Origin of the sequence: Tatumella ptyseos (assembly GCF_030552895.1) — a bacterium.
GTDB classification, from domain to species: domain Bacteria; phylum Pseudomonadota; class Gammaproteobacteria; order Enterobacterales; family Enterobacteriaceae; genus Rosenbergiella; species Rosenbergiella ptyseos_A.
Window position 1 is genome coordinate 2,244,034 of the sequence record NZ_CP130649.1, and the last position, 17,733, is coordinate 2,261,766.

The 17,733-nt window shown below is 52.0% G+C and carries 21 protein-coding genes and 1 other RNA gene; 12 read left to right on the forward strand and 10 right to left on the reverse strand.

Annotated features, from left to right (window positions below; genetic code table 11):
* The first annotated feature begins 9 nt into the window (after positions 1-9).
* On the forward strand, positions 10-1,125 hold the full coding sequence (locus QJR74_RS10690; protein WP_304371847.1) for an NADH:flavin oxidoreductase/NADH oxidase: 1,116 nt from the start codon (positions 10-12) through the stop codon (positions 1,123-1,125).
* Here QJR74_RS10690 and QJR74_RS10695 read toward each other — a convergent pair.
* Positions 1,109-1,507: a hypothetical protein gene (locus QJR74_RS10695; protein ID WP_304371848.1), complete on the reverse strand. Its 399-nt coding sequence runs from the start codon at positions 1,505-1,507 to the stop codon at positions 1,109-1,111. The two genes, QJR74_RS10690 and QJR74_RS10695, sit on opposite strands and share 17 nt — an antisense overlap.
* A 169-nt stretch (positions 1,508-1,676) precedes the next feature.
* On the opposite strand from QJR74_RS10695, the gene QJR74_RS10700 reads away from it, so the two are divergent.
* The 5 genes from QJR74_RS10700 (at position 1,677) to QJR74_RS10720 (ending at position 3,480) form a co-directional block, all read left to right on the forward strand.
* Positions 1,677-1,976: a YncE family protein gene (locus QJR74_RS10700; RefSeq protein WP_304371849.1), complete on the forward strand. Its 300-nt coding sequence runs from the start codon at positions 1,677-1,679 to the stop codon at positions 1,974-1,976.
* 105 nt (positions 1,977-2,081) lie between these two features.
* Entirely contained in the window at positions 2,082-2,549 is a 468-nt protein-coding gene (locus tag QJR74_RS10705) for a DMT family transporter (RefSeq protein ID WP_304371850.1), read from the forward strand.
* Between the two features lie 298 nt (positions 2,550-2,847).
* Complete coding sequence (locus QJR74_RS10710; RefSeq protein WP_304371851.1) at positions 2,848-2,937, forward strand: NAD(P)-binding domain-containing protein; 90 nt, start codon at positions 2,848-2,850, stop codon at positions 2,935-2,937.
* 20 nt (positions 2,938-2,957) lie between these two features.
* Positions 2,958-3,224, forward strand: a complete 267-nt coding sequence (locus QJR74_RS10715) for an NAD-binding protein (RefSeq protein WP_304371852.1) — start codon at positions 2,958-2,960, stop codon at positions 3,222-3,224.
* Between the two features lie 22 nt (positions 3,225-3,246).
* On the forward strand, positions 3,247-3,480 hold the full coding sequence (locus QJR74_RS10720) for a heme-binding protein (protein ID WP_304371853.1): 234 nt from the start codon (positions 3,247-3,249) through the stop codon (positions 3,478-3,480).
* 297 nt (positions 3,481-3,777) lie between these two features.
* On the opposite strand, the gene grpE is transcribed toward QJR74_RS10720, so the two are convergent.
* Positions 3,778-4,356: a nucleotide exchange factor GrpE gene (gene grpE, locus QJR74_RS10725; protein WP_304371854.1), complete on the reverse strand. Its 579-nt coding sequence runs from the start codon at positions 4,354-4,356 to the stop codon at positions 3,778-3,780.
* 119 nt (positions 4,357-4,475) lie between these two features.
* Between grpE and nadK the strand changes: the two genes are divergently transcribed.
* From nadK to bamE, 3 genes are all read left to right on the forward strand, one after another.
* Complete coding sequence (nadK, locus tag QJR74_RS10730; protein ID WP_304371855.1) at positions 4,476-5,354, forward strand: NAD(+) kinase; 879 nt, start codon at positions 4,476-4,478, stop codon at positions 5,352-5,354.
* Between the two features lie 85 nt (positions 5,355-5,439).
* The gene (gene recN, locus QJR74_RS10735; protein WP_304371856.1) at positions 5,440-7,101 is read left to right on the forward strand and encodes a DNA repair protein RecN; all 1,662 of its coding nucleotides are present in this window, start codon (positions 5,440-5,442) and stop codon (positions 7,099-7,101) included.
* A 163-nt stretch (positions 7,102-7,264) separates the two neighbouring features.
* Positions 7,265-7,609 (forward strand): outer membrane protein assembly factor BamE, encoded by a 345-nt coding sequence (gene bamE / locus QJR74_RS10740; RefSeq protein ID WP_304371857.1) that lies wholly within the window; start codon positions 7,265-7,267, stop codon positions 7,607-7,609.
* A 42-nt stretch (positions 7,610-7,651) separates the two neighbouring features.
* Here the strand turns inward: bamE and QJR74_RS10745 are convergent, their stop codons facing one another.
* Complete coding sequence (locus QJR74_RS10745; protein WP_304374024.1) at positions 7,652-7,948, reverse strand: RnfH family protein; 297 nt, start codon at positions 7,946-7,948, stop codon at positions 7,652-7,654.
* A complete protein-coding gene (locus QJR74_RS10750; RefSeq protein WP_304371858.1) occupies positions 7,938-8,372 on the reverse strand; it encodes a type II toxin-antitoxin system RatA family toxin in 435 nt (144 codons plus the stop codon). The genes QJR74_RS10745 and QJR74_RS10750 overlap by 11 nt, the downstream gene beginning before the upstream one ends.
* A gap of 161 nt (positions 8,373-8,533) precedes the next feature.
* On the opposite strand from QJR74_RS10750, the gene smpB reads away from it, so the two are divergent.
* The 3 genes from smpB (at position 8,534) to QJR74_RS10765 (ending at position 10,238) form a co-directional block, all read left to right on the forward strand.
* A complete protein-coding gene (smpB, locus tag QJR74_RS10755) occupies positions 8,534-9,016 on the forward strand; it encodes an SsrA-binding protein SmpB (RefSeq protein ID WP_048912487.1) in 483 nt (160 codons plus the stop codon).
* 49 nt (positions 9,017-9,065) lie between these two features.
* Positions 9,066-9,429: a transfer-messenger RNA gene (gene ssrA, locus QJR74_RS10760) on the forward strand.
* 323 nt (positions 9,430-9,752) lie between these two features.
* On the forward strand, positions 9,753-10,238 hold the full coding sequence (locus QJR74_RS10765) for a hypothetical protein (RefSeq protein ID WP_304371859.1): 486 nt from the start codon (positions 9,753-9,755) through the stop codon (positions 10,236-10,238).
* Between the two features lie 107 nt (positions 10,239-10,345).
* Here the strand turns inward: QJR74_RS10765 and QJR74_RS10770 are convergent, their stop codons facing one another.
* From QJR74_RS10770 to QJR74_RS10795, 6 genes are read right to left on the reverse strand one after another with little or no spacing between them, the layout of a single operon-like run.
* On the reverse strand, positions 10,346-11,500 hold the full coding sequence (locus tag QJR74_RS10770) for an alkylhydroperoxidase domain protein (protein WP_304371860.1): 1,155 nt from the start codon (positions 11,498-11,500) through the stop codon (positions 10,346-10,348).
* Positions 11,497-12,519 (reverse strand): putative FMN-dependent luciferase-like monooxygenase, encoded by a 1,023-nt coding sequence (locus QJR74_RS10775; protein WP_304371861.1) that lies wholly within the window; start codon positions 12,517-12,519, stop codon positions 11,497-11,499. Before QJR74_RS10775 ends, QJR74_RS10770 begins: the two co-directional genes overlap by 4 nt.
* Before the next feature lie 5 nt (positions 12,520-12,524).
* Positions 12,525-14,132, reverse strand: a complete 1,608-nt coding sequence (locus QJR74_RS10780; RefSeq protein ID WP_304374025.1) for a dipeptide ABC transporter ATP-binding protein — start codon at positions 14,130-14,132, stop codon at positions 12,525-12,527.
* A gap of 11 nt (positions 14,133-14,143) precedes the next feature.
* Complete coding sequence (locus tag QJR74_RS10785; protein ID WP_304371862.1) at positions 14,144-14,998, reverse strand: ABC transporter permease; 855 nt, start codon at positions 14,996-14,998, stop codon at positions 14,144-14,146.
* Positions 14,995-15,939, reverse strand: coding sequence for an ABC transporter permease (locus tag QJR74_RS10790; RefSeq protein WP_304371863.1), 945 nt, complete (start codon positions 15,937-15,939; stop codon positions 14,995-14,997). The genes QJR74_RS10785 and QJR74_RS10790 overlap by 4 nt, the downstream gene beginning before the upstream one ends.
* A 13-nt stretch (positions 15,940-15,952) precedes the next feature.
* On the reverse strand, positions 15,953-17,584 hold the full coding sequence (locus QJR74_RS10795; RefSeq protein WP_304371864.1) for a TIGR04028 family ABC transporter substrate-binding protein: 1,632 nt from the start codon (positions 17,582-17,584) through the stop codon (positions 15,953-15,955).
* Positions 17,585-17,733 lie beyond the last annotated feature (149 nt).

Consider the following 17,733-nt stretch of genomic DNA (forward strand, 5'->3'; position numbering starts at 1 on the left):
AGAAATCCCATGTCCGAATTATTCACCCCGTTCCAACTCAAGGACGTCACCCTGCGCAACCGCATCGCGGTGCCGCCGATGTGCCAGTACAGCGCCGTTGACGGCTTCACTAACGACTGGCACCAGATCCACTATCCGGCGATCGCCCGCGGCGGTGCCGGGTTGGTGATCGTCGAGGCTACCGGCGTCTCGCCCGAAGGCCGTATCACCCCCGGCTGCCTGGGCCTGTGGGACGACGCACAAGCTGAGGGCTTGGCCCAGATCGCCACCAGCATCGAGGCCGCCGGCGCGGTGCCGGGTATCCAGATCGCCCATGCCGGCCGCAAGGCCAGCGCCAACAACCCCTGGGAAGGAGACGACCACATCCCCGAGGGCGACCCGCGCGCCTGGCAACCCATCGCGCCATCGGCCATCGCCTTCGGCGAGGGCCTGCCGCGCGTGCCCCGTGAAATGACCCTGGACGATATCGCCCTCGTCAAGGCGGATTTCGTTGCCGCCGCACGCCGCGCCCGCGATGCCGGCTTCAAGTGGCTGGAACTGCACTTCGCCCACGGCTACCTGGCGCAGAGCTTTTTCTCCGCATACAGCAACCAGCGCACCGACCAGTACGGCGGCAGCTTCGACAACCGTGCGCGCTTCGCGCTGGAGACGCTGGCGGCGGTACGCGAGGTATGGCCGCAGAACCTGCCGCTGACCGCACGCTTCGGTGTGATCGAGTACGACGGCCGTGACGAGGAAACTCTGGCCGAGTCGATCGAACTGGTCAGGCGCATGCGCGAAGGCGGGCTGGATCTGCTCAACGTCAGTGTTAACTTCGTCATCCCCGGTGTGCAGATTCCGTGGGGTACCCCAGCCTTCCTAGCACCGATCGCCGAGCGCGTCAGCCGCGAAGCTGGCCTGCCGGTGGCGTCGAGCTGGGGCATCGACGATCCGCAAGTGGCCGAGCGCGTGGTCGCCGACAGGCAGATGGATCTGGTGATGATCGGCCGCGCGATGCTGGCCAATCCGCACTATCCGTATGCGATGGCGCAGGCGCTGAAGGTGGAACACCCGGACTGGATACTTCCCGCGCCTTACGCGCACTGGCTAGAGCGCTACCGCGGCGCGGCTAGAGCCTCGGCGTAAGAGTATGCACATGGGCCGCGCGATGAGAATTGTCTGGACAATCGCACGGCCTAGGTGTCCCCCTCCCCCCCGCTATGGCGCCTTCCACCGTATCGACATGATCGACGCGGTAACCGGAAAGGCGAAGGTACCACTGTATACCGGGCCGCTGCTCAGTCCGCACGGGCTGGCGTTCGCACAGAGCCGGCTGTGGTTCACGGGCTAAGGAGCCAAGGCGCTGGGTCGCTATGACCCGCAAACCGGCCGTTTCGACTGGCTGATGGGCACCAGCCAAGACACCTCGCACCTGCTGCACGTCAGCGCGGACGGCTCCCGCATCCAAGCCAGTAACTCCGGGTCGGGCACGGCCAGCCTGTTCAAGCGACGCATGGTGCCCTCCCACTGGCGTGCGGTCGGCCGGTGCCGAACCGCGACTGGATTGGGCACATACCGTGGTGCTGACCGGCCCCAGTACAGAAGGCTTCGACGTGTCGCCCGATGGCCGCGAACTGTAGACAGTTGGCCCGGACGGCACGCTCGACATCCTCGATGTCGCGGCGGGCAAGGTGGCAATGACGTTCGCCAGCGGCCTGCACGGAGCGCACCGGCTGGTTTTCACGCCCGATGGTCGCCGGGTGATGGGGGTCAGCGTCAAGACCGGCGCGCTGACGGTGTTCGATATGACAACGTACAGGGTGGTCAAGCGGCTTCAGACAGGGCGTGGCACCGGTATCCACACGGATGCCACCGGTAACCTGGCCTTTGTGTCCTGCACGCCCGATGGTATCGTCGCCGTTATCGACTTGGCTACGCTAAAGGAAACCGTGCGCATCCAAATCGGGCGGTCTGATAGCATTACGCTGACGAAGTGATCGGCCATTACGTTCATCTTGATGCACGTAATGGCCTGATGGGTCTGTACAAGACGTGGGCGAATCCGACCCAGGCTTTACACAAATAAAAGGTGAGGTAATCCAGTGAATCTGCTCTATCTACTCATGGCTCTAGGCGGTGGTGCCGGCCTATCCATTCAGGCGGCGGTCAACAGCCGCCTGAGCGCGGGCATCGGCGGGCAACCGCTGGTGGCCTCGTTCTTCTCCTTCACCATCGGCGCACTTTGCCTAGGCGCGGTGGCGCTGGTACAGGCCGACTGGCACAGCGTCGCCGACAATGTCGGCCAGCAACCATGGTGGCGCTGGCTGGGCGGCGCGATCGGCGCGGTCTTCGTATTCACCACGGTGTATCTCGCGCCTAAGATCGGTATCACTAATGCCATGTTCCTGTTCATCATCGGGCAACTCACCGCCGGCATGTTCATCGACGGCTTCGGCCTGCTACAGATGGCGCAGCGACCGGTGTACTGGTGGAAGTTCGCTGGGCTGGGCGTGATGCTAGTCGGACTGGTGTTCTTTATGTTCGGCGACAAGCTGTTCCTGCACGAATAGGTGAAGCAACCCTCAATGATGGCCCCCCATAGCCTGCAGGTCGACGTCGCCTGACCACCGCGTTGGCGGTGATCGGGCTGATGCCCGATGGCATAGCTAATGCACAGGCGGCCATGCTGAAAGCCGGTTCTCTCGGAATGACTCCCGTGGGACAGCACCTACCGGCCGCGTGCCCGTAATGTGGAAGGAAACGCTGAACCGCCCCGCCGCGCGCGCTTGACTCATCGCCTTTTGGCTTGGGCGTACGCCGTGCGCGTCATCGCCTTTTTCTATCAAGAACAACATTAGGAACTGCATCATGACGAAAATTGCCGTATTGGGCCTGGGCGCGATGGAATCGCGCATGGCCGCCAATCTCATCAAGGGCGGTCACGCCGTGACGGTCTGAAACCGCAGCCTGGCGCCGACGTGGCGCGCGTGCTCGACGCGGTGGCCACCGCGCCGGTGTGGAGCATCGTCGCCGGACGTATCGCCGGCTCAATGCAGGCGGGCAACTTCGCCCCGCAGTTCCCCATCGGGCTGATCGTGAAGGACTTCGGTTACACCGTGCAGGTCCCCGGTTGCGATGCCGCCGCCCCGACTATCGCCGCTGCGCGCTCCGTGTTCCGCGCTGGCATCGAACGGGGCTTCGGCGAGGAGAACATGACCGCCTTGGTCAAGTTATTCGCCGTGTAATCCCGCTGAGATAGCAGCTCTCATGAAGACCAAACCAACTCTGGAATTCGGTAACGTTATCAAGATCCTAACGGCGGGGCAGGCTGATATCCACGGCTGGGCGGTGGCGATCGCGATCGTGAACAACGGCGGCTACCTGATCGGTCTGCACCGGCTCAACGGTGGCCAGGTGATCGGTGCGGTCGGCGTGTCAGGCGTGCAATCGCACGAGGATGCGCAGGTGGCCCGCGCCGGTATCGCAGTCCTTGGCTTGTAACCTTCTAATACGAAGGACTGGTGCCCGTTCAATTCTGGTCAGGCGACCTGTTTGGGCATGACGGAACGACGGTTACGAACCGCTATGGCAAGCAGCGTGAGCACTGTACAGATCGCATCGGTGTATATTTAACTCGACTAAGCCATTGATAAAACTACTGTATAGGGTTATGGCGTAGTCCAGCAAAGTGCGGTGCTGGAGTCATCCTGAAATAAAAAAAGGTTCATCTAATAATGAACCTTTCAACTCATAAGATAGCGAGAGCGTTAATATTACGTAGCGCTTCGCATCGTTATATTATGCCTTGGAAACAGCAACCATGGCTGGACGCAATAAACGACCATTCAACGTATAGCCCCGTTGCATCACCATCAGTACATGGTTAGGCGCTACGTCTGCGGATTCAATCATCGACATCGCTTGGTGAACGTCTGGATTGAAAGGGACGTGAATATCACCTACCACTTCAACACCAAACTTACGTACCGCATCTAGCAGTGATTTCAGCGTCAGCTCAATCCCTTCAATCATAGAAGCCAATTCAGGATTCTCTTTGTTAGAGACTTCTAAGGCACGCTCAAGGCTATCAATTACTGGCAGTAATTCGTTAGCAAATTTTTCCAGTGCGAACTTATGCGCCTTCTCGATATCGATTTCAGTACGGCGACGGATGTTTTCGATTTCAGCTTGCGCACGAACTTGGGCTTCACGCACGCCGCCTTGCGACTCGGCCAGCGCTTTTTCTAATTCAGCGATACGCTCATCACGAGGATCGATGCTTTCTGATGCATCCTGTTGATTTTGCTGCTCAGCTTGCTCGGCATTCAATACTTCAGGATCTTGTGGATTCGGGGTATTCTGTTCTTTACTACTCATGAAAATCTCCGCATTTCATAGTCATCTCGGCAATAAGGCTATTATGGGGATGAAATTTTGGGATTCAAGAGACTCTGACAGATTGTCGAGAGTTTTGCGCACAGAGGATGCTCACCCTAATGAATAAGTTGTTTAATTGTATCGGTATTGTTGGCCACCCGCGAAATCTGAGCGCATTGTCTACCCATGAACAATTATGTTGTTGGTTGAGCGAACAAGGTTACGACGTCATCGTCGAGGAGCAAATTGCTCGCGAGATGCAATTGATCAACGTACGTACCGCGACCCTCCCTGAAATTGGTCAACAGGCAGATCTTGCAGTGGTGATTGGGGGAGATGGTAATATGCTTGGCGCCGCACGCGTCTTGGCACGTTACGATATAAAAGTCATCGGCATTAACCGAGGTAATTTAGGGTTTTTAACCGATCTCAATCCAGATAATGCCATTGAAGAACTGAGCAAAGTGCTGGCAGGTGACTACACGACTGACTCCCGCGCTTTACTGGAAGCTTCAGTGCGCGGCGACCAGCTTCAGCCACGAGTCGCTACGGCCTTAAATGAGATCGTACTGCACCCCGGTAAGGTTGCACACATGATCGAGTTTGAAGTCTATATTGATAACCAATTTGCCTTTTCCCAACGTTCTGACGGGCTAATTATCTCTACAACCACTGGCTCGACCGCCTATTCACTTTCTGCCGGTGGCCCCATCTTGATGCCATCTTTAGAAGCGATTGCTATCGTCCCGATGTTTCCCCATACCCTCTCCGCTCGACCACTGGTCATTGATAGCCGCAGTACCATCAGTTTACGCTTCGCCAGCTTACGCAGCGAGCTTGAAGTGAGTTGTGACAGCCAGCTTGCGCTGCCCATCCAATTGGGGGAAGAAGTCATTATACGGCGCAGCCCAGACGAGTTATTCCTACTACATCCAAAAGACTATAACTATTTCACCACGCTTACCGGGAAATTGGGATGGTCGGAAAAATTATTCTGAAAAACGCTCGGCGGGTCTTTACTCAGTAAAAAAGAAGCTTATACTGTATAAAAAAACAGTTATGTTTTTCTATACAGGTGATTATATGCTGGCACAACTTACTATCAGTAATTTTGCTATTGTTCGTGAACTCGATATCGATTTCCAACAAGGCATGACCGCCATCACTGGTGAAACCGGTGCGGGTAAATCTATCGCTATCGATGCCTTAGGGTTATGTCTAGGTAATCGGGCAGATGCCGATACTGTGCGTCCTGGCGCTCAACGTGCCGATATTTGTGCCAGATTCCAGCTAAAAAAATCGCCTTCGGCCCAACAGTGGCTAGTCGAGAATCACCTGGACGATCAAGGCGAATGTTTGCTACGTCGTGTGATCAGTGCCGATGGCCGTTCAAGAGGCTTTATCAATGGCACCGCCGTCCCGCTCTCACAACTCCGGGAGCTAGGACAACTGCTTATTCAAATTCATGGGCAACACGCCCATCAGTTACTTCTGAAAACCGATCACCAACGGGCACTGCTTGACGCTTATAGTCATCATCCTGAGCTTCTAACGTCAATGCGTGATGCCTATAGTCAGTGGCACAAAAGCTGTCGCGAGTTAGCCGCCCTCACGCAACAAAAAAATGATCGGGCCGCACGTCGTGAACTCCTTGATTATCAGTTACAAGAGCTTAATAAATTTGCGCCAATCGAAGATGAATATCAGCAAATTGACGAAGAGTACAAACAGCTTGCCAGCAGCGGTCAGCGCATCACGCTAAGCCAACAGATTGTCCATTTAGTTTCTGAGAGCGAAGAGGCTTCCTTACAGTCTCTGGTTTACCAATCTCAACAGCTTTTACAAGAGCTCGTTTCACTGGATGACCGCTTAGCGCCGGTGAATAGCATGATGGACAATGCGGCGATATTATTAAGTGAAATGAGTGATGAATTACGCCACTATCATGAAGCCATCGATCTCGACCCTAATCGTCTACAAAGTTTAGAACAGCGGCTTTCACGCTACGTCTCTCTCGCGCGTAAGCACCATGTCACGCCCGAGACTCTGCACAGTACGCACCAACAATTAGTGGAAGAATACTCGCAGTTAGAGAATGTTGAGTCGGATATTGAACAGCTTACAGCTGAAGTTGCGCATTATCACCAACGCGCACTTGAGATTGCCGGTCAACTCTCTATGCAACGGCAACACTTCGCCACTGAATTAGCGGGACTGATTACAGAATCCATACAGCAACTAGCCATGCCACATGGCCAATTTAATATTGTGATTGCGCATACCCCGGATAAACTGACCGCTGAGGGAGCGGACAGTATCGAATTTCTCGTATCGGCGAACCCCGGACAGTCGCTACAACCTTTGGGTAAAGTCGTTTCAGGTGGTGAGCTTTCTCGTATTGCCTTAGCAGTTCAGGTCATTACCGCGAAGAAAATGGAAACCCCGGCTATGATTTTTGATGAAGTCGATGTGGGGATCAGTGGTCCTACTGCGGCGATTGTCGGCAAAATGCTGCGTAAACTCGGCGAATCGACCCAAGTACTCTGTGTAACTCACTTACCCCAGGTCGCAGGCTGTGGTCATGGACACTTCTACATCAGTAAACTGACTGATGGTGCAATGACCGAAACCCGCATGGTTAACCTCGATAAAGCAGCGCGGTTGAAAGAATTAGCACGTCTATTGGGGGGCAGCGAAGTCACCCGCAACACCTTAGCCAACGCTAAAGAACTTTTAGCGGCCTAATCGGGCACTTTTTCTCAGTATAACAGTCATATCTTGCGCCAGAGGTTTTCATCTGGCGTAAGGTCTATTATTATCGACATCTAGCTTCCCTGCGATCAGGGTGAACTTATTGTGATGGCAAGTTATGCCTGACGGCAACTGGTCAAGAAAAAGGAAACGATTCATGCGCAGTAAAATACTGACTGCTGCGACCGCGGCGCTATTGTTAACGACCGCAGGTTGCTCGACGTTGGAACGTGTAGTTTATCGCCCGGATATCAACCAAGGGAATTACTTGGTCGCGACCGATGTCAGTAAAATTCATACTGGTATGACACAACAGCAGGTTGCTTACACCTTAGGTACGCCAATGATGAGCGATCCTTTTGGAAGCAATGTGTGGTACTACGTTTTCCGCCAAGAACCGGGGCATGAGAAAGTCACGCAGCAAACCTTAACCTTGACCTTTAACAGCAGCGGTATTCTGACCAATATCGATAATAAGCCAGCGCTGAGTAAGACCAACTAACACTAATTCGCTACTCGATCACTGTTCGAGTAGCGACATTTTCTACTTTTTATTTGCTGCCGAGCGCTCTGCACGCTGCCGACGCATCTCTTTTGGATCGGCCAACAATGGACGATAGATTTCCACCCTATCCCCCTCTTCCACCTGATCCGTCAATTTAACCGGTCGGCTATAAATGCCCACTTTATTTTCCGTTAATTGAATATCTTTGCGAAGCTCTAACAGCCCTGATGCAATAATTGCCTCTTCGACCGTACTCCCTTCCACTACTGTCACCGGGCGCAGATACTGTTTTTCGGGAAGAGCGTAAACCACTTCGACGCGAATATCAGCCACGATAAACCTCTTGAGCCCGCTCACTGAAGGCCTTAACCATATTATTGGCTAATTCTTTAAAGATCCGCCCAAACGCCATTTCCACCAGCATATTGGAAAACTCAAAATCTAGGCTTAGCTCGACTTTACAAGCTTCATCGCCCAGCGGAGTAAAGGTCCATCCTCCGGTAAGCTTACGAAACGGGCCGTCTACCAGCTGCATAGCAATACGCTGGTTTTCGGTCAGGGTATTGCGCGTGGTAAAGGTTTTACTGATGCCCGCCTTTGAGACATCTACCGATGCGGTCATCTGCTGCTCGGATTGCTCTAAAATTTTGCTACCGGTGCAGCCAGGGAGAAATTGTGGATAGCTATCAACATCGTTGACAAGTTGATACATTTTAGCCGCGCTGAAAGGGACCAACGCTGAACGAGTGATCTGGGCCATAAGAGTTCCTGGTCTGAAAAAAACACCTTGATCATAGCAGTTTCAGCAAATAAACAGAAATGTCTAATCGGAATCAGCGTGCTAGAATAGCACCAATACTTAACTTTCTTACAATAGGAAGTCAGCGACGCCTTCAAAAAGTGGTGTAGAATAGGGATACTATGACAAAGAAAAAATCAAACAAACCTGGTTCCGCGACCATTGCAATGAACAAACGTGCCCGCCACGAATATTTCATTGAAGAAGAGTTTGAAGCGGGGCTTTCACTACAGGGATGGGAAGTCAAATCCCTACGTGCAGGCAAAGCAAACATTAGCGAAAGCTATATCTTATTACGCGATGGCGAAGCCTATCTGTTCGGTTCTACCTTTCAGCCGTTAACGGTCGCGTCTTCCCACGTGGTCTGCGATCCCACACGTAACCGTAAGCTACTACTGAAGCAACGTGAACTTGATTCACTGTATGGCCGTGTGAACCGCGAAGGCTACACTATTGTTGCCCTTTCTCTTTATTGGAAGAACGCATGGTGTAAACTTAAAATCGGCGTAGCAAAAGGTAAAAAAGAACACGATAAGCGTGATGATATTAAAAACCGCGAGTGGCAGTTAGATAAAGCGCGTATTATGAAGAACGCAAATCGTTAAATTACTGGTGCAGCAGCGTAATTTTCTGCTACACTACGTAATAGTACTTGGGGCTGATTCTGGATTCGACAGGATTCGCGAAGCCCTAGGAGCATGCCGAGGGGCGGTTGGCCTCGTAAAAAGCCGCAAAAAAATAGTCGCAAACGACGAAAACTACGCACTAGCAGCTTAATAACCTGCATAGAGCCCTCTCTCCCTAGCCTCCGCTCTTAGGACGGGGATCAAGAGAGGTCAAACCCAAAAGAGATCGTGTGGATGCCCTGCCTGGGGTTGAAGCATTAAACTTAATCAGGCTAGTTCGTTAGTGGCGTGTCCATCCGCAGCTAACTGGCGAATGTAAAGACTGGACTAAGCATGTAGTGCCGACGGTGTAGTAATTCTGGACGCGGGTTCAACTCCCGCCAGCTCCACCAAATTCTTCGAAGATGATTCCAGAGTCATTGTTAGAAGTCCTAAAAGCCTGCAAGGCGTAAGTCTTGTGGGCTTTTTTGTGTTCGTAGCATTTCAAAAGCTAGGCCTGAGTTAAGGGTTATTGCTGTAAACTACAATAAAATACTGAGCGTTTTACTGTTTTTACAGGCTAACCTTACCGCTAAAAAATTAACAGATACGTACCTAACTCAAGCCCCCTATCAGGTCTACTATACTGCCTCAGCACAACTGTATAGATACTGGCAGGCGGCTTTACAGGCGGTGCATTAGCCGCATGGGAAATGGGCAACTGGTGGAAGTATTGATGAAAGTAGTCACTAGCCTAACGCTATCGCAAATTAGCGAAGCAACGGATACCTGTCAGGCTTGCTCTGAAGTGCTGATCAATGGCAAGTCAACCGGAGCAACCATCGAAGGAAAAATACTCGAAGCAGCCATACAGGTTGATGAGCATCGCTACCTATTATTCGTGACAGATGGTGTAATTTTTGAAGAGTTACTGACAGTCCTACTTTTCGATACCTATCAAGGTGTGTTAGATAAAATCGTCATTGGCGACGCTTACACTACAGGGCTCATCGAAAATTTAGAGGTTTTTCCCCATTCAGTAAGCTTCCATTTTATCGGTGACAATATTTGGACAATAAAAGTGTTGGCCTCTCCTACAATTAAATTTCCCTTCACTGCCCCAAAGGGAATCACTCGACCGCTGGGATTAAGAAAATATTTGGACATTACTCGTTCGACGTTCAAAGACGCTATCACCAGCCCCTCCTCCCCTAAGCCATAAAAAGCCCGCAAGAACTCAATATCCTGCGAGCTTGATAAAGAACATCAATCCAAACAACTCACCGTTTCCCTCGCTAATTATCGCCTCTATCTATCCCCCGACTAAATTTAGGCACTGGCACGCGTCACAGCATCGCCTGCCTCTATCGCTTCCTGTTCCGGGATAAAGGGTTCACCAAGAGTCAGCATTAAACGGTTTGCCCAAGCAAAAAAGGCCGCTGATTGAAGTAAATCGGTGATGGCTAACGTCGATAATGAGTATTGCTGTAAGGCCCGCAAATGCTGTTGGGTGAGACGAGGCGGCGTCAGCGATAATGCGGCGACGGCCTCGATCTGCGCTTGCCAGCGCTCTGACTGTCCGGCGGATAGTTCATCCCCCGGTTGTACCTGCAACAGTAGCGCGATCTCTTCGGTTTGCTTAGAGAGCTGGCTCGCTTTTCTCGCATGGACTGAGGCACAGTAAATGCAACCATTGACCTTACTGACTACGGTCGCCGCCAGCTCGCGCTCTGCCCTGCTTAGACCACCTGGGGTATAGAAAATACCTTTATCGATCAAGGTTCGTTGTTCTAATACTGGCTGGTCATGTCCCAGTAACCGAAAATAGTCGGAGTGTTGGTGACCAAAACGTATCAGTACTTGTTGTTGCGCTTCAGTGAAGGCATCAAAGGGTTTAGGAGGAAGCCATGGCTCCCATCCTAGCTCTTTACGGGTAAACGCTTGGGGAGCGCGGCGATTTCCGGCGGTACGCGCCTGCAGGTGCCAGCGTCCCGCCGTGACGGCAGGCAACGTTTTTACCTGATGCGCTTCCGTCTCCGTTACGGCGTTAAGCACCGTAAAACCGGCGATTAACCGACTTTGAAAACTTACAAATGCAATAACCTGCGCTAAGGTAATTAGGGCATCCGTTTGCCAGCCCGCTTGCTGAAGTGCTTGCAGATGCTGTGGGGTTACCGAGACCGGTTCAAAGGTTAAGTGGCGAGCGAATAACAGCGCGGCCTGTAAGGAAGGTGTGAGTTCAGCGCCAGCAGCCAGAGTCTGGTAATGCTGGGCGAGAGTATTAACCTGATGCCACTCGGCAACCTGCGCGGCGACGGTGGCCCTTTCCGCCAACGAAAAATGAACAGTACCCGAGGTGAATAACACCTCATAGCAGCTTTGAGTATGGTCGGTGGCAGCTTGGCGAGTGTGCCGACTGTCAGCAAGCGCAGAACCCTCAACAATCGACGCCAGTGCCTGAATTAAATCATTATTGTTACTCATAAAGACCTCTCAAGTTCGCGAATTGTCGCAGTGTTACGCAGTTTGGGGTTGATATAGCGGGAGAGGAGTTCCAAAGAGCGAAGCACATCCTGATGCGACGGCTCCACCGAATGGACTTGGAAAGAGATATCGGTGACCCGCTGCAATACGCTGTCTTGTTGTAATGAATTCAACACGTCCTGTGGATCGCCGATATGCGCATCAAATTGACCGATAAAATCATCGAGGGTTTCGCCGCGTAACTGATGTCCGGCTTGTCGATAACCCTCTGCCTGTGCCGTCAGGCCGGGGAGTGCCACTTTGCGAGCATAATGCCGATCGTCTGCGACAAAGGCAGTCCGAGAAGCAAGAATGCGTGGTACTACGCCGGGCGCTAATGCGTCGAGGTAGGCATCAATAATCGGGTTCTGTAAAGCGTCTAAGGGTAAATGAGCCTGGCCCACGGGTCGCGGCTGCGTTCGGGATAACATCAAGCCATGTCCGGCTTTACCTGCCAGCTGTGCACCACGTTCAGAAAAGGTCGCAATCCAGATTTTCTTCGCTAAGGTCGCGGTTGCCGGATACAAGTAATTATCGGTGTCTGCCAGACTTTTTCCCTGCCATGCATCCTGCAAGGTGGCGAGATGCTGGGCAAAGACTTCCCCCCGTTGTTCAAAGGTTAACCCAAAGGTAGTAAAAGAGCTTGGCGTTCCCCCCGACCCCAAGCCGAGCTCAAGGCGACCACCGAGGAGCAAGTCAGCCACGGCGGCATCTTCCGCTATCCGCACCGCATTTTCCATTGGCAGTGTAATGATCCCGGTGCCCAGCCGGATACGTTGGGTGTGCGCCCCGACATGCGTTAAGAAAACTAATGGTGAGGGTAATCCCCCTTCACTCTCGTGAAAATGATGCTGAGCGACCCAAGCACTGTCAAAGCCCAGCTTTTCGGCGTGCTGGATCTGCTGAGTTGCCAAGCGGTAACGCTCGGCGGCAGGCACTTTGTCTAATAATCGAGTAAAAAAACCAATGTGCTTTGACATGATTGCTAAGCCTCTTGAAGGTGTTTAAAAGGGGGAATCGCCGCGATCAGTTGCTTAGTATAGGCACTTTGCGGACTCGCAAATAACTGCGCAGTCTCCCCTTCTTCGACTTGTTTTCCACCGCGCAGGACCGTCACCTGGTGGGCGATACGGCGCACGACTTGCAGGTCATGAGTGATGAACAGATAGGTCAGGGATAATCGCTGCTGTAAGGAGTGTAATAAATCCAAAATTTGCGCCTGTACGGTAACATCGAGAGCTGAAGTTGCCTCATCCAGTACCAATATTTCCGGCTCGAGGATTAAGGCGCGGGCAATCGCGACACGCTGACGCTGCCCCCCGGAAAGATGCTCAGCACGGCGAGATAATAGCGCAGGATCTAAGGCAACCTGACGGGTGACCGCCAGCACTTTATCTCTGCGTTGTTCACGGGTGAGCGGTTCAAAGTTGAGAAGCGGCTCCTCGATTACCGCAAAGAGCGTTTGACGCGGATCCAGTGATGAGAACGGGTTCTGATAGACAAATTGAATTTTTTTTCTCAGCCTCCGCCACTGTTCACGCGAATAGTTATCGACTAATTGCCCACTGATCTCGAGAGTGCCAGCATCCGCTTGTTCAAATCCTAATAAGATCCTGGCTAACGTGGTTTTACCAGAACCCGATTCCCCGACGAGTGCATGAGTGCTGCCCCGCTGAATCGTTAACGAGATATTGTCTAACGCCTGCAATTTTTGGTGTCGATCAAGCGGGAACTGTTTACCTATACCCTGTAAACGGAGGGCCGGGGCCTGATGACTTGTCGTACGCGAAAGAGGTGCCGCGGTGCGATAATTATCCGCGACATTATTGATTAACTCCGCTGTATAAGGGGTCTGGGGTTGATTAATCAAGGTCGTTGTTTGCCCCTGTTCTACCAGTTTGCCCTGTTGGAATACCGCTAGCCGGTCGGCATGGGCGGCGGCTAAGGCAAGGTCATGAGTCACAAATAACACAGCCGTTCCATACTCATGCCGTAGTTCATCGATTAACGTCATAATATGCTGCTGTACAGTCACATCCAGAGCACTGGTCGGTTCATCGGCAATGATTAGTGCGGGCTGTAGTGCTATTGCAAGGGCGATCAGGACACGTTGCTTCATGCCTCCCGATAATTGATGAGGATACTGCGAGTAACGTTGGTCGGGGTGACTCAAGCCGACACGGGCTAAGAGGGCAATCGCCCGCTGTTGTAACGACTGACGTGACACTCGTCGATCATTAAGTTTCAGTACTTCCTCGATCTGCGTACCAATCGTTTTCAACGGATTTAATGAATTTCCCGGATCTTGTGGGATCAGACTGATATGCAACCCACGGAGTGCATCGAGTCGACGAGAGGACCACTGACTGATCTCTTCTCCTTGGAAGAAAATTTTGCCGCCAGTAAGGCGACCATTTTCTGGTAATAGGCCTAAGACAGACTGAGCAGTAGTGGTTTTTCCTGAACCCGATTCTCCAACGACCGCCAGCATTTCGCCCGCGTTAAGCGTGAAGCTCGCTTGATGTACTCTCTCTTGCCAGCGCTCATCGGTGTAATAACTGATACTCAAGTTTTCGACGTTCAGGACAGGTATGCGTTGCGTCATCATCGTTTTTCTCCTGAAAAGGCACGGCTGATACGGTGTGTCGCGAGGACGATAACCATCACCAGTAGTCCTGGAAAGACTGTTAGCCACCAAGCGGTGGCTAAATAGTTACGTCCCTCAGCAATCAACAATCCCCACTCAGGGATCGGCGGTGGACTACCGAAACCAAGGAAACTGAGCGTAGAAAGCGCCAAGATTGCTTGACCAAACTGGAGCGCAGCAAAGGCGAGTAATGTCGGTAGTGCATTCGGAAAGACATGCCTAATAAAGACCTTAAAGAATCGTCCCCCACTGCCAAATGCCGCTTCAATATACGCTTGCTGCCGGATAGTGAGGACTTCTGCTCTGGCTAGACGGGCAAAGTTCGCAATCGAGGCACAGCCCACGGCGATGGCGGCGTGAGTATTGCCTACCCCGAGTAAAATAATGATGCTTAATGACAATAATAGCGCTGGGATGGATAACAACACATCGATCACTCGCATCGTGAGACTTTCCGTTTTCCCTCCAATAAATGCCGTCAACATTCCGAGAAAGGAGCCGAAGATCATGCCCACCGCTACCGCAGCACTGGCTGCCGATAAGGACCAACGCGCACCAAAGACTACCCGTGTGTAAAGGTCTCTTCCCAGTTGATCGGTACCGAGCCAGTAGAGGTGGTTTGGAGCCAGTAACTGTGCTCCGTCCACACTGTTATAAGGGTCATAATGTGTGTACAACGCTGGAAATAGTGCGGCCATGAGCGCGATAAGCATAATTGCCCAAGCTCCCCACAACCCGTAACGAAAAGGGGCACGTCGCCTCGGTAGAGGTCGGGGACGAGTCGATAAGCGGAGCGTATCAGTCAGGCTCATCTCGGCTCTCCTCTGTAAATGTTTAGGCGTGGATCGAGCAAGGGTGTCAACAGATCCACCAATAAATTAATCAATACGTAAGCGACGGCAGAGATCATCACAACACCTTGCAATACGTTAACATCTTGTGAGTCAACCGCCTGCTGCGTTACCTGCCCTAGCCCATTTAGACCAAATACGGTCTCGGTCACTAGTGCCCCCGCGATCAACTCTCCCAGCAATAACCCCGCCACCGTGAGCAGCGGTAAGCTGGCATTACGTAATACATGGCGAAAGAGTACACGTTGCTGGCTCAAGCCTCGCGCGCGAGCAGCGGTAACAAAGGGCTGCATACGGACATGTTCAATGCTACGCATAAAGATCTGCGCCAGAGGGGCCGCAATAGGAATTGCGAGAGTGATCACGGGTAATACCATTCCCCCTATCGGTGAGCGATTGATCACCGACACCCAGTGTAACTGAAAAGAGAAGAGTTGAATTAATACGATCCCTAACCAGAATACGGGGAGCGAAACCAGCAAAGAAGGAAGTGACAGAAGTAGATGTCGTAATGCTTTGAGCGCAGGAAGCCATGCAAGAATCGCAAGACCAGTCCCCAACACAATCGCGAGGAAAAAGCTGGGGAGGATCAACTTAAGTGTCTGCGGGAAGTTAGTCGCTAACACCTCAGTCACCGGTACACCAAGCTGGATCGAATAGCCTAAATTCCCCTGCAAAAGGGTACTAAGCGCCGAGAAGTACTGTTGCCAGAGCGGGCTTCCTTCCCCATACACTTTACGTATTTGAGCAAGCTGATCGCCGCTAAGTCCCAGCGAAGGATCAAGGAATTTAATTAAAATCGCATCGCCAGGTAGTAGCTGTAACAGGATAAATGACAAGGTCCAAGCGGCCCATAATACGATCATCCCTTGACCGAGGCGTTTAGCGATATAGCGGATCATTCGCCCTCCCCCCTTAGTGCTTAGCAAGCCAAGTATCGTAAAACGATGGGCGACCGACCGCTTCAAACCCGACCCCATTTAACCAAGGTGCACCAGCATACACCTGCGGCTCTTCAAAGATAGGGATGACATAGGCTTGTTCGAGCAGATAACGCTGAGCCTCTCCGGTCAATGATAATCGTTTAGCGTTATCCGTTTCGGTCGATATTTGGGATAACAGTGTATTCAATTTATCATCACGGAACGCTTTCACCTTATCGCTCAGCCCGCCTTTTTGCAGCAACGCATCACGGTTGGTTGGGTAAAACATGCTCTTCACCACATCTGGATCAGCTCTCCCCACTTCAGATACCATCAGCGGAGCTTTAATCGGATCGAGTCGATTAATTGCTGCCGTCCCCGAGTCGGCTGGACGTATCGTTAATGTAACGCCAAGCGCTTTCCACTGATGGGCAATCAATTGTAGGACTTCTTTATTTTGTGGTTGCGGGGGTGAAATATAAACGCTCAGTGCAAGAGGAATGCCTTGCTTCTCTCTGAGGCCATTACTTCCAAGTCGCCACCCCGCCTCGTCCAATAATTGGGCAGCTTGCTTTGGGTTGTACTGCAATAAATCCTGAAGAGGGATATAACCGGCCGCACTCGCGGCGAGTACGGAGGTTGCTGCCGGGTAGTGGCTAGAAAAAAGCGTTTCAACAATCTGTTTACGGTTAGTCGCCAATGATAACGCTTTACGCACTCGACTATCGCTAACGAGCGGGTTATCCGGACGAAAACTTAAGCTATCATTAACGCCTCGCGTCGGTTCTGCATAGACAGTGAAATGCTGAGCCGCGACGCGTTTCTCATCATAAGCCTGAACTTGACGGATGAAATCCGCTTGGCCGGCAAGTAACGCGCCAATACGTACTCCGTCCTCAGGAGTGACGATCACCTTAATTCCCTGTAAATAAGCGGGCCCTTGATGGGCCGCTCCCTGAGGTCCCCAGTGATAATCTTTTCGCGCGACCAGATCGACTTCATGGCCTAAGGTCTCTGCCGACACGACGAACGGACCGGAACCGATAATATTCCGCTCATCGCCCAGTTGTTCTAAGCTTTTAGATAATGTCGAGAGTGAAACCAAGCCTGAGCCTATCGCTGACGTCCCTTGTAAAAACCCTGGCGAAGGCTTTTTGAAATAGAATTTTACTGTGAGGGGATCGATAACCTCGCTGTGATCGTAATTGTTGATCACTTCAGAGACAGTGAGGTGTTTAGCGTTATTGCCTAAGCCATACGTATCAAAGTTTTTCGCTACGGCGGTGGCATCTAGCGGTGAACCATCGGAGAAGGTTACTCCAGGGCGAAGCGTGAAGGTCCATTCTGTTTTCTGTGCATTACTTTGCCAGCTTTTCGCAATCCATGGCTCTATTGCTAACGTTTTCGGGTTTTGCCATGTCAGCTTGTCGGTGATTTGATTCAATATGCCGCCATTGGGGTAAAACCCGCCAGCGGGGGGATAAAGTGTCGTGTGCGCCTGCTGCTCAAGATAAATTAAGGTTCCCCCGTTCACGGGCTGTTGAGCAGACCAGGCAGACGACGCGAGCAATACACTCGCCGCCCACAAAGAATGTGTTAAAAGACTACGTTTCACCCCTTTCATATACCGCCTCATTATTATTATTCGCTATCAGTTGATAGCTATAATAGAGGGACGATTTTCAGAGTTTAAATAACAAAAGACGCATAGCTTTTTTAAAATAAGTTTAAAGACTAGTGCGTTATGATTGAAAAAGCCTCCCTATGGAATTC

Excerpts from the sequence above, each read along its gene's own strand:
- QJR74_RS10765 (WP_304371859.1), top strand. The coding sequence starts at position 9,753 with ATGAAAGTAGTCACTAGCCTAACGCTATCGCAAATTAGCGAAGCAACG.
- QJR74_RS10750 (WP_304371858.1), bottom strand. The coding sequence starts at position 8,372 with ATGGCCCAGATCACTCGTTCAGCGTTGGTCCCTTTCAGCGCGGCTAAA.
- QJR74_RS10710 (WP_304371851.1), top strand. The coding sequence starts at position 2,848 with ATGACGAAAATTGCCGTATTGGGCCTGGGCGCGATGGAATCGCGCATG.
- smpB (WP_048912487.1), top strand. The coding sequence starts at position 8,534 with ATGACAAAGAAAAAATCAAACAAACCTGGTTCCGCGACCATTGCAATG.
- recN (WP_304371856.1), top strand. The coding sequence starts at position 5,440 with ATGCTGGCACAACTTACTATCAGTAATTTTGCTATTGTTCGTGAACTC.
- QJR74_RS10795 (WP_304371864.1), bottom strand. The coding sequence starts at position 17,584 with ATGAAAGGGGTGAAACGTAGTCTTTTAACACATTCTTTGTGGGCGGCG.
- nadK (WP_304371855.1), top strand. The coding sequence starts at position 4,476 with ATGAATAAGTTGTTTAATTGTATCGGTATTGTTGGCCACCCGCGAAAT.
- QJR74_RS10690 (WP_304371847.1), top strand. The coding sequence starts at position 10 with ATGTCCGAATTATTCACCCCGTTCCAACTCAAGGACGTCACCCTGCGC.
- QJR74_RS10770 (WP_304371860.1), bottom strand. The coding sequence starts at position 11,500 with ATGAGTAACAATAATGATTTAATTCAGGCACTGGCGTCGATTGTTGAG.
- QJR74_RS10785 (WP_304371862.1), bottom strand. The coding sequence starts at position 14,998 with ATGAGCCTGACTGATACGCTCCGCTTATCGACTCGTCCCCGACCTCTA.
- QJR74_RS10775 (WP_304371861.1), bottom strand. The coding sequence starts at position 12,519 with ATGTCAAAGCACATTGGTTTTTTTACTCGATTATTAGACAAAGTGCCT.
- grpE (WP_304371854.1), bottom strand. The coding sequence starts at position 4,356 with ATGAGTAGTAAAGAACAGAATACCCCGAATCCACAAGATCCTGAAGTA.
- bamE (WP_304371857.1), top strand. The coding sequence starts at position 7,265 with ATGCGCAGTAAAATACTGACTGCTGCGACCGCGGCGCTATTGTTAACG.
- QJR74_RS10720 (WP_304371853.1), top strand. The coding sequence starts at position 3,247 with ATGAAGACCAAACCAACTCTGGAATTCGGTAACGTTATCAAGATCCTA.
- QJR74_RS10790 (WP_304371863.1), bottom strand. The coding sequence starts at position 15,939 with ATGATCCGCTATATCGCTAAACGCCTCGGTCAAGGGATGATCGTATTA.
- QJR74_RS10700 (WP_304371849.1), top strand. The coding sequence starts at position 1,677 with ATGACGTTCGCCAGCGGCCTGCACGGAGCGCACCGGCTGGTTTTCACG.